Raw genomic sequence first — 15626 nt, 5'->3', positions numbered from 1 at the left:
GTGGTCAATTTCCTCAATCGAATAGGAGATTTGTCGCCCTTCGTCCGGTCCTGAAATCCGATCGGGAGTCGACCGGCCCAACCGCCCAAAATATTCCAAGCGACCAGCGTCTCGGATATGAGAGGGAATGGGTGTGGCCCCGTTTCGTTTCCTAAACGAAGGGCTAAGGTCTGCTAATTCCCGGCAGAGACTTGCACGCAAAAGGTTAGACGGTCTCGGGCCGTGCGAAATATGTCACCGATCCCAAACCGAGGCCGTACTCGATGCATTCTTCCGGCGTTGGGGAGAAAGCCTCTACCGCAAAGCCGGCATCCTTTACCCGCTGAACGAAATCGCGACCATAGCGGCGAATATGATCGAACTGGCCGAAATACTTGATCCGCTCTTCCACCGTCGGCGCCGGTCGCTCGAAGGACGTTTCCCAGTGATGGACCATCGGGACCATCAAAATGGCCAACCCATCGCGGCAAAGGATACGGCGCAGTTCACGCAAGGCCTTTGCATCGTCCACATGTTCAAGAACATGCGAACAGACGATCACCTCGATCGAACCGTCGGCCAGATCGATATTCTCGATATCGAGAACAATTTCGGCTGCACCCGGCACCAAGTCGGCGGTGACATAGGTCTCCGAACGCGGCCGCAGCAGCCGCTCGACCGCTTTTTCCGGAGCAAAATGCAATATGTGTTTACCGGATAGGCGATCCCCGTTCCCATCTCGCGCGATCCACAAGGCAAGCTGGCGATGACGTTCAAGGGACTGGCATTGCGGACATTGCGCTTCGGGCCTGACCGGAAATCCGAACGGTCCGAAAAGACCCGAATGATCGCAGATCGAACACGTACGCGAATAAGGTCGAGCAGCCGATTTCAGCGTGTGCGTTGCCTGCTTCAGACGCCACAGAACATTAGCAACCATGTCATTCCCCCCGGATGCCTTAGCCTACCATAAAGTTGGGGAAATTCCATATGCGCCGGTAGCCCCCGATAACGGGAAGCTAACTTACATTCGATTGTACAAAAGTTCCCCACCGGTGATTGAAAATTCCGATGTTCGCAATCGCAACATATCGCTTTTGTGCATCGCAGCGCATCCTATCTTGGACCCATCAGTTTTAACCCGAACAAACGGAGACGAACCCATGGGTATCATCGGAAGCCAGATCAAACCGTTCAAAGCCACCGCCTTCAAGGCCGGCGAAGATTTCTTCGACGTCACCGACGAAGACGTGAAGGGCAAGTGGGCGGTATTCTTCTTCTATCCTGCCGACTTCACTTTCGTCTGCCCGACCGAGCTCGAAGACCTCGGCGAGAAGTACGAGATGCTGCAGAAGATGGATGTCGAAGTTTACGGCGTTAGCACCGACACGCATTTCAGCCACAAGGCGTGGCACGACACAAGCGAGAAGATCGGTAAGCTGAAGTTCCCCTTCCTCGGCGACCAGAACCACGAACTTGCACGCAATTTCGACGTGCTGCGCGAAGGCGTAGGTCTTGCCGACCGGGCGACCTTCGTCGTCGATCCCGACGGTGTGATCCAGATCATGGAACAGACCTGCGAAGGCGTCGGCCGCAACGCCAACGAACTGACCCGCAAGATCAAGGCGGCGCAGTATGTTCGTGCCAATCCCGGTCAGGTCTGCCCGGCCGCGTGGGAAGAGGGCAGCGAGACGCTTGCCCCCTCGCTTGACCTCGTCGGCAAAATCTAACACCCGCCGATACAGGCCGGCGGCACGAACCGCCGGCCACAAGAGCCCGAGCCCCGCTCGGGTCGCTGGAAGGCCCGGAGCACTACCTCCCCCCCTCGCTCCGGGCCTTTTGCAGCCTTCCCAATCCAATCGAACCAGCCGGAGTGATCCATGCTCGACGCCGCGATGACACAGCAGCTCGAAACCTACCTTGCGAACCTGCGCGAACCGATCGAACTCGTCGCCACCTTGGGCGACGATGCGAAGTCGGCCCAGACGCGCGAATTGCTCGAGGAGATCGCCGGACTGCACGATATGGTTAGCGCCAGCTTCGACGGCATCGACGAGCGCGTACCGAGCTTCATCATCCGCCGTGCGAGCGATGCGGAGAAGTGGGTCCGCTTCGCCGGCCTGCCGATGGGGCACGAATTCACGTCGCTGGTCCTCGCCCTGCTGTGGGCTGGCGGCCATCCGCCGAAGGTCGACGCCGACCTGCTCGAACAGGTCCGCGGCCTCGAAGGCGATTTCGAATTCGAAATGTATTTCTCGCTATCGTGCCACAACTGCCCCGATGTGGTGCAGGCACTGACCCTGTTGGCGCTCGAGAATTCGCGCGTGACAGCCACGCTCATCGAAGGCGGCACGTTCCAGGACGAGGTCGAGCGCCGCGACGTGATGGCTGTGCCCGCGACCTTCCTGAACGGCGAACCGTTCTACAACGGCAAGATGGAACTCGCCGAAATCCTCGCCAAGGTCGATACCGGCGCGGATGCGAAGACTGCCGAGAAGCTCAGCAAGAAGGACCCGTTCGAAGTACTGGTCGTCGGCGGCGGTCCGGCGGGCGCTGGCGCGTCGATCTATACTGCGCGCAAGGGCTTCCGTACCGGCATCGCAGCCGAACGTTTCGGCGGACAGCTGCATGATACGCTCGGCATCGAGAACCTGCCCGGTACGGCTTATACCGAAGGGCCGAAACTGGCGGGCGAACTGGAGCGCCATGTCGGCGAATACGACATCGACCTGATGAATCTCGCCAAAGCGGTAAAGCTTGTTCCGGCCACGGAAGAGGGCGGTCTGCACACGGTCGAACTGGGCAATGGTGCATCGCTGAAAAGCCGCAGCCTGATCCTTGCGACCGGGGCGCGCTGGCGTAATCTCGGCGTGCCGGGCGAAGCGGAATATCGCAACAAGGGCGTCGCCTATTGCCCGCATTGCGACGGTCCGCTGTTCAAGGGCAAGCGCATCGCAGTGGTCGGCGGCGGAAATTCCGGCGTCGAGGCGGCGATCGACCTTGCCAAGATCGTCGGCCATGTCACGCTGATCGAATACGACAGCAAGCTGCGCGCCGACGAGGTGCTTCAGGCCAAGCTGCGCAGCCTCTCCAATATCGATATCGTTACCAGCGGACAGACGACCGAAATCCTCGGCAAGGACGGCAAAGTGTCCGGCCTGCGCCTCAAGGATCGTGACAGCGGCGAAGAGCGGACCGTCGAACTTGAAGGCGTCTTCATCCAGATCGGCCTCGTTCCCAATACCGAATGGCTGAAGGACAGCGGCCTCGCCCTTTCGAAGTTCGGCGAGATCGAGACGGACGCCGAAGGACGGACGAATCTTCCAGGCGTTTTCGGCGCGGGCGACGTAACCGACGTGCCGTACAAGCAGATCGTCGTCGCGATGGGCGAGGGTTCGAAAGCCGGCCTGTCCGCCTTCGATTACCTCATCCGTACCGAACCGGCGGAAGAAATCGCCAAAGCGGCCTGATCTACATTATGTCGATTGCCCGGACCTGCCCCAAGGTCCGGGCGTTCGACAATGATGGATCGTACTCACCCTAATTCGAAAAACTCCGACGCGTCCGACGATGCGCGGGTCGATTCCAAGGTTGATCGCGACGGACCCGAGCCGGTGAAGGCGATCGAACAGGCGGACATCGCGGTCGCGGACACGATGGTTTCCTACCGCGAAACCAAGGTCGTCAAGGCTTTGGGAACGGCCAGCGAAGTAGCCGACCAGCCGCCGCTTCTTTCCCTGTGCCTCGGGACATTCGCCCTAGGAGCGATCCTACGTAATCCGCGCATGATGCGTGCCGGAGGACGCATGATCGCGTCCCATCTTGTGGCCACCGGCATCAAGGCGGTGATCAAGAAGAGCGTCGACCGAACCCGGCCCTCGTTGTTGCATGACGAACAGCGTTACGAGCTCGACGAGGGTAAACGCGACGAGGGCGATTACAATTCCTTCCCCTCGGGCCATACCGCGGGTGCGGTCGCCGTCGCCATGGCGCTGGGTCGTGAATATCCGCGGCTGGCCTGGCCGGCTCGAGCGCCCGCTGCCGCCATCGCGCTGATCCAGATACCGCGCTGCGCGCACTATCCGAGCGACATAACCGTAGGCGCCGGATTGGGCTTGCTGGCGGAAGCCTCGGTTCATGGCGCGGTCCGCCTCGCAGAACCGGACTGACGCTACGGAAACGCGTCACCCTTCATCGCGTAGAGCTATCAAACCGACGCATTTAATCGATTGGACCCGTCGAACTGTCTTAGGCATAAACCTAATCAATAACGAAGGGCGTGACCTCGCCCGTTTGAAGGAGAGACATCATGGACGCAGAAACAGGTTCCATTTCGGGCGGTTGCCCTTTCACCGGCGATGGCGGCGTGCGCGCCCTGCTCGGCCGGACCAATCGCGACTGGTGGCCCGATGCGCTCGATCTGCACATTCTCACCCAGGGCGGTCAGTCGCCCGATCCGATGGGCGAGGATTACGATTACTGCGAAGCGTTCAATCTTCTCGACTACGACGCAATCAAAGCCGACATCAAGGCCTTGATGACCGACAGCCAGAGCTGGTGGCCAGCCGATTACGGGCATTACGGCCCCTTCTTCATCCGCATGGCATGGCACGCGGCGGGCACCTATCGCACCGGCGATGGACGCGGCGGCGCCTCCAGCGGGCAGCAGCGCTTCGCCCCGCTCAACAGCTGGCCGGACAACGGCAACCTCGACAAGGCGCGCCGCCTCCTGTGGCCGATCAAGCAGAAATACGGCAAGCACATCAGCTGGGCCGACCTGTTCGTGCTGACCGGCAATGTCGCCATCGAAAGCATGGGCGGCCCGGTGTTCGGCTTCGGCGGCGGCCGCAAGGACGTGTACGAACCGGAGCAGGACATCTACTGGGGTTCGGAAGAGCAGTGGGTCGACGAGGGCGTCGAGACGCGCATCCTTCCCGATGAGGGCAAGGCGCTCGAAAACCCGCTCGCCGCGATCCAGATGGGCCTGATCTACGTCAATCCCGAAGGTCCGGGCGGCAATCCGCACGATGCGGAAGGCATGGCACGCGATATGCGCGAGACTTTCGCCCGCATGGCCATGAACGACGAGGAAACCGTCGCGCTGACCGCCGGCGGCCACGCCTTCGGCAAATGCCACGGCGCGGCCAAGCCCGAAACGCTGTCGAAAGCGCCGGAAGGCGGCGACATCCATATGATGGGCTTCGGCTGGGCCACCGATGCCGAGCAGATCGACAAGGGCCACATCACCACCTCGGGCATCGAAGGTGCGTGGACTCCGAACCCGACGGAGTGGGGCAACGATTACTTCCGCCTCCTGTTCAAATACGATTATGAGCTGGTGGAAAGCCCGGCGGGTGCCAAGCAGTGGCAGCCGATCGACCAGGAAGAGGCGGACATGGCGCCCGATGCGCGCGATCCGTCGAAGAAGGTCCCCACCATGATGACCACCGCCGACATGGCGTTGAAGCGCGACCCGGAATATCGCAAGATTTCCGAACGTTTCCTCAACGACCAGTCCGCGCTGGACGATGCCTTCGCCCGCGCGTGGTTCAAGCTGACCCACCGCGATATGGGTCCGAAGATCCGCTATCTCGGCCCGGATGTGCCTTCCGAAGACCTGATCTGGCAGGACCCGATCCCTGCCGGAACCAAGGTTTCCGACAGCGACGTGGCGAGCTTCAAGAGCAAGGTGCTGGATAGCGGTCTGTCCGTATCCGAACTGGTCAAGGCGGCTTGGGCATCTGCAAGCACCTATCGCAAGTCCGACCATCGCGGCGGTGCGAACGGCGCGCATATCCGGTTCGATGAATTGAAGAACTGGAAGGCCAACGACCCTGAGGAACTCGGCAAGGTCCTCTCCAAGCTCGACGAACTGCGCGGGTCGATCTCGATGGCCGATGCCATCGTGCTGGCCGGTGCCGCCGCGGTCGAGAAGGCAGCGAAGGACGGCGGGTTCGACATCACCGTTCCGGTCACTACCGGACGCGGCGACGCGAAGCCGGAAGATTTCGACGCCGAAAGCTGGGAGCCGCTGGAGCCCTTCGCAGACGGGTTCCGCAACTTCCTCAAGACCAAGCACAGCGTGAAGACCGAGGACATCCTCATCGACCGCGCCAGCTTGCTCGGCCTGTCGATTCCCGAGATGACCGTGCTGGTCGGCGGGATGCGGGTGCTGGGTGCGAACCATTCCAGCGCCGGTGACGAAGGCGTGTTCACGGACCGCAAGGGCGTGCTGTCGAACGACTTCTTCACCCACCTGCTCGACATGAACACCTTCTGGGAAGTCGTGGACGAAAGCGGCGACGAGAAATTCGTCGGCCGCAATCGCGAAGACAAATCTGAGAAGTGGACCGCGACGCGGACCGACCTCGTCTTCGGTTCCAACTCGCAGCTTCGCTCGGTTGCCGAAGTCTATGGCGAGCGGGGTCACGAGGAAAAGTTCGTGAAGGACTTCGTGAAGGCGTGGACCAAGGTAATGGAAGCCGACCGCTTCGATCTCACCTATGCGAAATACCACAAGTAAGGCGCAGCGCCTCTCTTGAAACAAGGCCCTCGGCAGCGATGCCGAGGGCCTTTTGTTTCGGGCCGTTGTTTCTGCGCGTCTAATTCCCCCGTTGCGGGGAACGACCTGCCCCGCCGAGCCGTTTCGCCATCAAGCGAACTGCTTAAAACTCTTCAGGAATTCCATCATGGCCGATACCAAACTCCCCCGCACCACCACCGATGCGGGCATCCCCGTCCAGAGCGACGAACATTCGCTGACCTTGGGCCGCGATGGGCCGATCGTCCTCAACGATACCTACCTGCTTGAGCAGATGGCGAACTTCAATCGCATCAACATTCCCGAGCGCCGGCCTCACGCCAAGGGTTCGGGTGCGTTCGGTCATTGGGAAACTACCGCGGACGTTTCGAAATATACGAAGGCCAAGCTGTTTCAGCCGGGCGCGAAAACCGAAGTGGCGATGCGTTTCAGCACCGTTGCCGGTGAGCGCGGCAGCCCCGATACCTGGCGCGACCCGCGCGGTTTCTCGGTCAAGTTCTACACCGAAGACGGCAATTTCGACATGGTCGGCAACAACACGCCGATCTTCTTCGTGCGCGATCCGCTCAAGTTCCAGCATTTCATCAATTCGCAGAAGCGCCGCGCCGATAACGGTCTGCGCGATCACGACATGATGTGGGATTTCTGGACCCTCAGCCCGGAAAGCGCGCACCAGGTCGCATATCTCATGGGCGATCGCGGCGTGCCGAAGAACTGGCGCGAGATGAACGGCTATTCCAGCCATACCTATATGCTGATCAACGAGGAAGGCGAGAAGTTCTGGGTGAAGTTCCACTTCCACACCGATGTCGGCGATAAAGGCGGCAATGCCCATTTCACGCAGGACGAGGCGGTGAAGAAGGCCGGCGAGGATAGCGACTATCACCGCCGCGACCTGTTCAATGCCATCAGCGAAGGCGACTATCCCAGCTGGACGCTCAAATGGCAGATCATGCCGTACGAGGACGCGAAGACCTATCGCATCAACCCGTTCGATCTCACCAAAACCTGGCCGCACGGCGACTATCCGTTGATCGAAGTCGGCAAGTTGACGCTGGATCGCAATCCGACCGATTGGCACAGTGAAATCGAACAGCTCGCATTCGAGCCGAACAACATGGTGCCCGGCATCGGTCTCTCGCCCGACAAGATGCTGCTCGCCCGCGGTTTCTCCTATTCGGATGCGCACCGCGCGCGGCTCGGCGTCAATTACAAGCAGATCCCGGTCAACAGCCCCAAGGCAGCCGAGGTAAATTCCTATTCACAGCAAGGCGTGATGCGGATCGAGAAGTCGGTGGATCCGGTCTACGCCCCGAATTCCTATGGCGGTCCCGCTGCCCAACCGCAGGTTGGCGGGGAAGCGACATGGCACGCCGATGGCGACATGGTCCGCCAGGCCTATACCTTGCGCGAGGACGACGACGACTGGAGCCAGCCCGGCGCGCTCGTGCGTGACGTCATGGACGATGCGCAGCGGGACCGCTTCGTATCGAACGTGTCCGGCCATCTCGCGGACGGTGTGAGCGAACCCGTCTTGAAGCGTGCCTTCGAATACTGGCGCAATGTCGACCAGAGCATCGGTGACCGCATCGAGAAGAAGACCCGCGAAATGATCGGCGGCGAATCGAAAGCGCCGGGCATGGCGTCGGCGGAATCGATCGACGGCTACACCGGAATGCCCGAGACCGCCGATGTCGCGCAACAATGCCCCTATCATCAGGCAGAGGCGGCAGAGTAAGCGGAACGATGGCAGCTTACGATACGCTCGACAGGCTTCATCTCGCAGGCGAATGGCGTTTGGGCAGCGGTAGCACGCTGACGAACGTCAGCCCGTGGGACGAAAGCACGATCTTCGAAATGGCGGGCGCGAGCGAAAGCGACGTCGACGAAGCCTTCAAGGCCAGCGCGGCGGCACAGAAGGAGTGGGCGAAGCTTCCGCCCGCCGCCCGCTCGGCAAAGATGCACGCGATCGCGGACATCATCGAAGGCCGGAAGGACGAGATTGCCGAATGGATCGTGCGCGAGGTCGGCGGCACGAAGCTGAAGGCGGCGCTCGAACTGATGCTGGTTGTGCAGGTCGCACGCAACGAGGCGGGCGCCCTGCCGTTCATGATGGAAGGCGCGATCCTCCCGGAAAGTCTGCCGGGTAAGGAAAGCCGCGCCTATCGCCAACCGGCAGGCGTGATCGCGCTGGTCTCGCCGTGGAATTTCCCGCTGCAACTGACCGCGCGCACGCTTTTTCCGGCTCTCGCGCTGGGCAATGGAGTCGTCGTCAAACCGGCGAGCGATTCCATCGTCACCGGCGGCACGATCTTCGCCGCGATTTGCGAGGAAGCGGACCTGCCGCCTGGCCTCGTCGCCGTATTGCCGGGCAAGGGTTCGGAAATAGGCGATGCCTTCGTGCAGCACCCGATCCCTTCGGTCGTCTCGTTCACGGGCTCCACCCCGGTCGGGCGCGGGGTTGGCAAGGCTGCGCTCGATTCCGATCGGTTGAAGGCGCTGGAACTGGAGCTCGGCGGTAATTCGCCCATCGTTGTGCTGGACGACGCCGATATCGACTATGCTGTTGAAGCGAGCGTGTGGGGCAAATTCGTCCATCAAGGCCAGATCTGCATGATCGCCAACCGCATCGTGGTGGAAGACGCGATCCATGACGAGTTCGTGAAGAAATTCGTCGCCCGCACGAAGAAGCTCACGGTCGGCAAGCGCGACGATCCGGCCTGTATGATCGGCCCGATCGTCAACCGCGACCAGTTCGACGGCATCGTTGAGATGATCGCCAAGGCAAAGGACCAAGGCGCGACCTGCGCCTTGGGCGGCGAGCCGGATGGCCTGGTCATTCCGCCGCATGTCTTCACCGATGTCGGCGAGGACAATTGCCTCGTAACGAACGAGATCTTCGGTCCCCTCGCCCCGATCCAGCGAGCCCGCGACGAGGACCATGCACTCGAACTCGCCAATGCGACCGAGATGGGCCTGTCGAGCGCGGTGTTCAGCCGCGACGAGGGGCGCGCCCTCGCCTTTGCGAAACAGGTGGAAGCGGGGATGACCCACATCAACGACCAGACTGTGAACGACAGCCCCTTCAGCCCCTTCGGCGGCGCGAAGAATTCGGGCCTCGGCCGCTTCAACGGGCGCTGGGCGGTGGAGGCGTTCACCAAGACGCACTGGATCAGCGTCCAGCACGAAAAACGGCAATTCCCGTTCAGCGCGGACGATATCGGCTGACGGTCAGCGCCCGCGTTTCAGGATGATGTAAAGCGCACCCTCGCCCCCGTGGCGGCGGTGCGCTTTTCGTATGGCGGCAATGGCGGAGGAATGGCTCGAGGCCGCCAGCCAGTCGAGCACTTTGGCGCGGATCGCGCCGCGGCGCGTGCCCCGGTCCGCCGGATCGACGGGGCGCGACTTGCCCGCGATTAGCAAGATGGTACGCGCATCCATCGCACGGGCCTGCGCCACGCCGCTCATCAGGCGGTTGTACGCCGCGTCGAGGCCATGGCCGTGAAGGTCGAGCGTGAAATCGGGTTCGACCGAACCGGCCTTCATCCGTCGTTCCCAATGAGAGTCGAGCCCGCGCTGCACCGACGTGGGCGGGGTGTGAGCGACGGTGCGCCTCGGTTTGGGAACGGATACTGCAGGTTTCTTGATAGGAGCAGGCGGCGCGACCGAGACCTTCGGCAAAGCCTTGGGAGGTTTGGTTACCGGCACAAGCGGCGTCACCGTCGCGGCGAGCTTGTCCCAGGCGGCGGCCTCTTCCTCACTCAACCCGCGCGGGGCGGTCATTGCGCTTGCAGGCGGGCGAGCGTTCCCTTGGGCAGCAGGATCAGCGCCCGGCCCCGCCCGCTCATGCCGCCCGCGATCTCGCGCGCGTCCGCCCCGTTGCCCCAGAACGTGTCGAAGCGGTTGGCGCCCTTGATCGCGCCGCCGGTATCCTGCGCGATCCACAGCCCGTCGGCCACGTCGCGGTCGAGATCGAGGAAGACGGGCGCACCATAGGGCACGAATTTCGGATCAACCGCCACGCTGTCGCCGCGTCGCACAGGAATTTCCAGCGAACCGAGGGGCCCGTCGGTCGTCAACTCGCGAAAGAAAATCCAGCTCTTGTTGAGCCGCATCAGGTCCGCGCCCTCCTGCGGATGTTCGCGCAGATACTGGACGATACCCTGCATCGAGCCGGGATATTGCCCCGGCCCTTCGCCGATCAGCCCGTGTTCGCGCATGACCGATCCAATGCCGACATATTCGCGGCCGTTCTGCCCGGCATAGCCGATCCGCATCATCGACCCATCCGGCAAGCGCAAGAGGCCGGAGCCCTGTATCTGCAAGAAGAAGAATTCGATTCCGTCGGCAGCCCAGGCGATCTCCAGACCCTTGCCCGCCAACGCGCCGCGTTCGATTTCCGCACGTTCGAAATAGGGGAGGAACGCGCCGCTCTCGTCGTAACGGCCGAGCGGCGGGCGGCCGCTGCGTTCGCTTTCCGGCATGTCGGCGGGCCACGCGCGCACGAGATCGGGCGGCATTTTGTAGACCGGGACGGCATAGCCCGGCGTGGGCACGCGGCTGCCGAGGATCTCCGGTTCGAAATATCCGGTCGCGAATGCCGAGCCGTCGCCGACGATCACGCTTTCGAACTGGCTGGAAAAGAAGTTGCGCGCGTCGCCCGTCCAGCTTTGCGCAGCACTGCACGGCGCCTGCCAGTCGGTACGCGTGGTCAGGCCGCTGGTGTCGTCGCGATAGAGGATCTTGGCACAGGAGGCGCGAAAGGCGGAAAGGGCGGAGGCCGCATCCGCGCTCGCAATCGACAAGGTGGCGATGTCGGGTCCGGCACGCAGGTTCGCAGCGCGGGCCGTATCGGCGGGGATCGGCGGCGGTGCGGGGGCGACGCCGGTATCGAGCGGCGGGCGCGCGCCGGGCACCATGCCCGAACAGCCGCTGAGCAAGGCGGCCCCCAGAATACCGGCAAGCAGCCGCATCATTCGTCCCTTCCCCTCGAAACCGGTCCGGCTCAGCCTTCGTCGGTTTCGTCGAGTACCCAGTTCGGATCTGGGGAATCGACGTTGCGGGTGAATGTCCATACATCGCGGGCTTCGATCGCATCGTCGAGCGAACCGGCGACGACTTCGCCATCCTTGTCGCGCGTAACGGCGGCAATATCGGCAAGGAAGCGGACGGAAATGCGGGCCTGCCGTCCGTCGAGATCAGCGGAATGCACCGTCGCATCCTCGATCCGGATCAAGCGGTTGTCCATCGTTTCACCCGCGGCGTCCCGCGCATCGATGGCAGAGACGAAACCTTCGTAAACATCGCTGTCGGTCAGTTCGCGCAGGGTTTCGCGGTCGCCTTTCCAGAACGCTTCCAGGATCATGCCGTATGCGGCTTTCGCACCGTCGAGAAACTGCATGAGGTCGAAGCGCGGATCGGCGGCAACGATAGCGCGAATGGCCGTTTCGTTCGCACTGGCGCCGTCTTCAAGCGCCGGAGATGCCTTGAACGGCTGGCGCATCGGCCGCGGTTCGGACGACACGTCGCGCGCGGGCGGCGGGGCCTGATCCTTGCGCTCGAAGCGCTGCGGGATCACTTCCTCCTCGTGTTCCGAACGCTTGCCGAGCACCGAATAGAGGCGCAGCCCGAGAAAGGCGGCAATCGCGGCGAGGATGACGATCTCGTAGATCACAGTGGCACGTCCAATCAGCTTCGTAAATTCGGCTACGCGGCGGCGGCCTGCGCAGTTCCTATCTATGTGCCTTAGATAGGTAGGAATTACAAACGCACAATGCGGAGCACACCTAGCGGGACGCCTTGGCGCGTGCCACGTTGCTACGCGGCATTCGCAATGCTAGGCGCGCGGCACGACCGGACGGGCACGCGCCGCCCGGACCTTACTGCAGTATCACAGGAAAGAGCGTTATGGCTGACGACGGCAATATTCTGAACGACATCAATCCCGAAGCCATGAACGGCAATGGCGCCGATACCGGCCCCGCAGCCGGCATTATCAGCCAGTACGTGAAGGACCTTTCGGTCGAGAACCCGAATGCGCCCAGTTCCTACCAGTGGCAGGAACAGCCGCAGGTCGACATCCAGGTCAATATCGCCTCGAACAAGGTGAACGACGAAGTGTTCGAGGTCGAACTCAAGATCACCGCGACCGCCAAGTGCGACAAGGGCACGATGTATCTCGTCGACCTGTCCTATTGCGGGCTCGTGGGCCTGCGCAACGTGCCGGACGAAGCGGCGCACATGTTCCAGTACGCCGAAACGCCGCGCCTGCTGTTCCCCTTCGCCCGCTCGGTCATCGCCGAAGCGACGCGCGATGCGGGCTATCCGCCGCTCGTGCTCGATCCGATGGATTTCGGCCAGCTCTACCAACAGCAGCTCGCCGCCCGCGCGCAGCAGCAGGGCGAAGGTGCGCAGCCGCCGGTCGGCAACGCCTGAGACCCCACCTCTAATTCGTAAGGCTCGGCTTCGATGAGCCTCCTCAAGCATGTCGGGACGATCGGCTCGCTGACCATGGCGAGCCGTGTCGCCGGCATGGCGCGCGAAATGATCTTCAGCCGCGTGCTCGGCGCGAACGGCGTGACCGATGCGTGGTTTCAGGCTTTCATCATTCCCAACGTCTTCCGCCGCCTGTTCGCGGAAGGTGCCTTTTCCGCCGCTTTCGTGCCGATGTTTTCCAAGCGTTTGCACGGCGATGGCGGGATAGAGGATGCGCGTAGTTTCTCGGACGATGTGCTGAGCGTTTTTCTGCCGGTGCTGATCGTGCTGTGCGCGGCCATGATGATTGCCATGCCGTGGGTCATCTGGGCGCTGGGCGATCAGCAACGCGATCCGGTGAACTTCGCGATGGAAGTCGATTTCGCGCGAATCATGTTTCCCTACATTCTGCTGGTCAGCCTGGTGACGCTGTTCACCGGAATGCTCAATTCGGTCAGCCGCTTTGCGCCGGGGGCAAGCTTCCCCATCCTCCTCAACCTCGTGCTGATCGCGGCGCTATTGTTCGGCGAATACGCGATGAACGAATGGGGCTGGACCACGCGGCAGGTCGGCTACAGCCAGGCATGGGCGGTGACAGTCGGCGGGGTCGTGCAACTCGCCTGGGTCTATTACTGGACGCGGGTCGAGGGTTTCCGCCCCAAACTGCTTTGGCCGCGCATTACGCCGGAGGTGAAGCGCCTGTCGATCATCGCTCTGCCCGCGGCGATCGGCGGCGGGGCCTATCAAATCAATACGCTGGTCCAGCTCTACTTCCTCAACCAGCTCGACAGCGGCTCGATCAGCTACATGAATTATGCCGACCGGCTGAACCAGTTGCCGCTCGGCATTATCGGGATCGCCCTGTCGACTGCGATCCTGCCGACTCTCTCGCGTTTCGTGGGGGCGAAGAACCGGGAAGGCACGGACCGCGTACAGTCCGATGCGATCGAACTGTCCATGCTGCTGACCATTCCCGCCGCCGTGGCGCTTGCCGTGTGCGCGGTGCCGTTCGTCACCATGCTGTTCCAGGGCGGGGCCTTCAGCCTCGAACAGGCGGCGCTTACGGGCGACGTGCTGGCCGCACTGGTGCTGGGCCTTCCGGCCTATGTGCTGGTGAAGGTACTCGTGCCTAATTTCTATGCGCGGTCCGATACGCGCACACCGGTCTATGCCGCTTTCATCTCGCTCGTCGTGTTCGTCGCGATGAACTTCGCGCTGATCGCGGATTTCGGTGTGGTCGGGGTCGCCTTCGCCAGCGTCGTTGGGGCGTGGATCAATGTCGCCTACCTCTATGCGGTATTGATGAAGCGCGATTATTACCATGCCCCGATCGCGCTGCTCGGCCGGATTGCGCGCCAGCTCGTCGCCGCCCTCGCCATGGGCGCCGCCTTGTGGTTCGCCCGCGATATGCTTACCGGATGGTATTCCGCCGGCCTGTTCGCGCGGGCGGGCGCGCTCCTTGCGCTCGTGATCTGTTCGGCGGTCGTCTATTTCGGCGTGGCCTTCGCCATCGGCGCGATCGACCGGCAGCGTATCGTCAGCCTGACCAAGAAAAGAGAGCCCTAGAGTTTCATGCGCCCCGCAATGCGAATCGTCTCCGGTATCCAGCCCACGGGCAATCTTCACCTCGGCAATTACCTCGGCGCGATCCGCAACTGGGTGCGGATGCAGGACGAGATGGAGGACGGACAACAGGCCCTGTTCTTCCTTGCCGACCTTCATGCCATCAGCCAGCCGCATACCCCCGCCGATCTGCACAAGGGCACGCTGGAAATGGCCGCCGCGCTGGTCGCCTGCGGGATCGATCCCAAGCGCTCCATCCTGTTCAACCAGGCACAGGTTCCGCAGCATGCCGAACTGCAGTGGCTGCTCAACGGCACGGCGCGGATGGGCTGGCTCAACCGGATGACGCAATGGAAGGACAAGGCAGGCAAGAATCGCGAAGGCCAGTCTGTCGCCCTGTTCGCCTACCCCGTCCTTCAGGCCGCCGACGTGCTGCTATACCAGGCGACGCATGTTCCGGTAGGCGAGGATCAGAAGCAGCATCTCGAACTGGCGCGCGATATCGCGCAGAAGTTCAACAACGACTTCGCATCGGAAGACACGCCGGTCTTCACCCTGCCCGAACCGATCGTTCCGCCCGAAGCAGCGCGCATCATGAGCCTGCGCAACGGGGCGGCGAAGATGAGCAAGTCCGACCCCAGCGACATGAGCCGCATCAACCTTGCCGACGATCCGGACGAGGTGATGAAGAAGATCAAGAAGGCGAAAACCGATCCCGAACCCCTGCCGAGCGAGGCGGCCGGTCTTAAGGATCGCGCAGAAGCGCTCAACCTCGTTACCATTTACGCGGCGCTTACCGATCGCTCGGTCGAAGATGTGCTGCGCGAACACGGCGGTACGGGCTTCGGCGCCTTCAAGCCGGCGCTGGGCGAATTGCTGGTGGAAACGCTCCGCCCGATCTCGCAGCGGTTCACCGAACTGCTCGAAGATCGCGAGGCACTCGACGCCATTCTGGCCCAGGGGGCAGCCAAGGCGCGCGAAATCGCCGTGCCGACGCTGGATGCCGCCTATCGCGCCCTGGGGCTCGTTCGCGGCTAAATCTCTGCCGGGATGAAACAAATCGCCGCTG

Annotated in this window: 13 protein-coding genes; 9 read left to right on the top strand and 4 right to left on the bottom strand. The window is 62.3% G+C overall.

Annotated features, from left to right (window positions below; all coding sequences use genetic code 11):
• Positions 1-205: 205 nt before the first annotated feature.
• Positions 206-682, bottom strand: a complete 477-nt coding sequence (locus tag E3U23_RS13495) for a methyltransferase domain-containing protein (RefSeq protein WP_279351804.1) — start codon at positions 680-682, stop codon at positions 206-208.
• 460 nt (positions 683-1142) lie between these two features.
• Between E3U23_RS13495 and ahpC the strand changes: the two genes are divergently transcribed.
• From ahpC to E3U23_RS13465, 6 genes are all read left to right on the top strand, one after another.
• Complete coding sequence (gene ahpC, locus E3U23_RS13490; protein ID WP_279351803.1) at positions 1143-1709, top strand: alkyl hydroperoxide reductase subunit C; 567 nt, start codon at positions 1143-1145, stop codon at positions 1707-1709.
• 150 nt (positions 1710-1859) lie between these two features.
• Positions 1860-3449, top strand: coding sequence for an alkyl hydroperoxide reductase subunit F (gene ahpF / locus E3U23_RS13485; protein ID WP_279351802.1), 1590 nt, complete (start codon positions 1860-1862; stop codon positions 3447-3449).
• A gap of 51 nt (positions 3450-3500) precedes the next feature.
• Positions 3501-4148 carry a phosphatase PAP2 family protein gene (locus E3U23_RS13480; RefSeq protein ID WP_279351801.1) on the top strand — a complete coding sequence of 216 codons (648 nt, stop codon included), beginning with the start codon at positions 3501-3503 and terminating at the stop codon, positions 4146-4148.
• A 140-nt stretch (positions 4149-4288) separates the two neighbouring features.
• Positions 4289-6502 (top strand): catalase/peroxidase HPI, encoded by a 2214-nt coding sequence (katG, locus tag E3U23_RS13475; protein WP_279351800.1) that lies wholly within the window; start codon positions 4289-4291, stop codon positions 6500-6502.
• A 166-nt stretch (positions 6503-6668) separates the two neighbouring features.
• Complete coding sequence (locus tag E3U23_RS13470) at positions 6669-8258, top strand: catalase (protein WP_279351799.1); 1590 nt, start codon at positions 6669-6671, stop codon at positions 8256-8258.
• Positions 8259-8266: 8 nt separating this feature from the next.
• Positions 8267-9748 (top strand): aldehyde dehydrogenase family protein, encoded by a 1482-nt coding sequence (locus E3U23_RS13465; protein ID WP_279351798.1) that lies wholly within the window; start codon positions 8267-8269, stop codon positions 9746-9748.
• Positions 9749-9751: 3 nt separating this feature from the next.
• Here the strand turns inward: E3U23_RS13465 and E3U23_RS13460 are convergent, their stop codons facing one another.
• Genes E3U23_RS13460 through E3U23_RS13450 form a run of 3 tightly spaced genes read right to left on the bottom strand, consistent with a single transcriptional unit; the run spans position 9752 to position 12194 of the window.
• Complete coding sequence (locus E3U23_RS13460) at positions 9752-10303, bottom strand: Smr/MutS family protein (RefSeq protein WP_279351797.1); 552 nt, start codon at positions 10301-10303, stop codon at positions 9752-9754.
• On the bottom strand, positions 10300-11493 hold the full coding sequence (gene mltA, locus E3U23_RS13455; protein ID WP_279351847.1) for a murein transglycosylase A: 1194 nt from the start codon (positions 11491-11493) through the stop codon (positions 10300-10302). Before mltA ends, E3U23_RS13460 begins: the two co-directional genes overlap by 4 nt.
• Before the next feature lie 32 nt (positions 11494-11525).
• Positions 11526-12194: a Tim44/TimA family putative adaptor protein gene (locus E3U23_RS13450; protein WP_279351796.1), complete on the bottom strand. Its 669-nt coding sequence runs from the start codon at positions 12192-12194 to the stop codon at positions 11526-11528.
• Between the two features lie 233 nt (positions 12195-12427).
• On the opposite strand from E3U23_RS13450, the gene secB reads away from it, so the two are divergent.
• From secB to trpS, 3 genes are read left to right on the top strand one after another with little or no spacing between them, the layout of a single operon-like run.
• The gene (gene secB / locus E3U23_RS13445) at positions 12428-12955 is read left to right on the top strand and encodes a protein-export chaperone SecB (protein WP_279351795.1); all 528 of its coding nucleotides are present in this window, start codon (positions 12428-12430) and stop codon (positions 12953-12955) included.
• Positions 12956-12988: 33 nt separating this feature from the next.
• Positions 12989-14560, top strand: a complete 1572-nt coding sequence (murJ, locus tag E3U23_RS13440; RefSeq protein WP_279351794.1) for a murein biosynthesis integral membrane protein MurJ — start codon at positions 12989-12991, stop codon at positions 14558-14560.
• Between the two features lie 18 nt (positions 14561-14578).
• The gene (gene trpS, locus E3U23_RS13435; RefSeq protein ID WP_279351793.1) at positions 14579-15595 is read left to right on the top strand and encodes a tryptophan--tRNA ligase; all 1017 of its coding nucleotides are present in this window, start codon (positions 14579-14581) and stop codon (positions 15593-15595) included.
• Positions 15596-15626: the final 31 nt, after the last annotated feature.

Origin of the sequence: Erythrobacter litoralis (assembly GCF_029760855.1) — a bacterium.
Lineage (GTDB): Bacteria > Pseudomonadota > Alphaproteobacteria > Sphingomonadales > Sphingomonadaceae > Qipengyuania > Qipengyuania litoralis_A.
The sequence above is the reverse complement of the archived record's forward strand: the minus strand, read 5'-3'. Positions and strand labels throughout refer to the sequence as shown.

Bases quoted from the DNA above. Each gene is read 5' to 3' on its own strand.
- ahpC (WP_279351803.1), top strand. From the start codon at position 1,143: ATGGGTATCATCGGAAGCCAGATCAAACCGTTCAAAGCCACCGCCTTC.
- ahpF (WP_279351802.1), top strand. From the start codon at position 1,860: ATGCTCGACGCCGCGATGACACAGCAGCTCGAAACCTACCTTGCGAAC.
- E3U23_RS13480 (WP_279351801.1), top strand. From the start codon at position 3,501: ATGATGGATCGTACTCACCCTAATTCGAAAAACTCCGACGCGTCCGAC.
- katG (WP_279351800.1), top strand. From the start codon at position 4,289: ATGGACGCAGAAACAGGTTCCATTTCGGGCGGTTGCCCTTTCACCGGC.
- E3U23_RS13470 (WP_279351799.1), top strand. From the start codon at position 6,669: ATGGCCGATACCAAACTCCCCCGCACCACCACCGATGCGGGCATCCCC.
- E3U23_RS13465 (WP_279351798.1), top strand. From the start codon at position 8,267: ATGGCAGCTTACGATACGCTCGACAGGCTTCATCTCGCAGGCGAATGG.
- E3U23_RS13460 (WP_279351797.1), bottom strand. From the start codon at position 10,303: ATGACCGCCCCGCGCGGGTTGAGTGAGGAAGAGGCCGCCGCCTGGGAC.
- mltA (WP_279351847.1), bottom strand. From the start codon at position 11,493: ATGCGGCTGCTTGCCGGTATTCTGGGGGCCGCCTTGCTCAGCGGCTGT.
- secB (WP_279351795.1), top strand. From the start codon at position 12,428: ATGGCTGACGACGGCAATATTCTGAACGACATCAATCCCGAAGCCATG.
- murJ (WP_279351794.1), top strand. From the start codon at position 12,989: ATGAGCCTCCTCAAGCATGTCGGGACGATCGGCTCGCTGACCATGGCG.
- trpS (WP_279351793.1), top strand. From the start codon at position 14,579: ATGCGAATCGTCTCCGGTATCCAGCCCACGGGCAATCTTCACCTCGGC.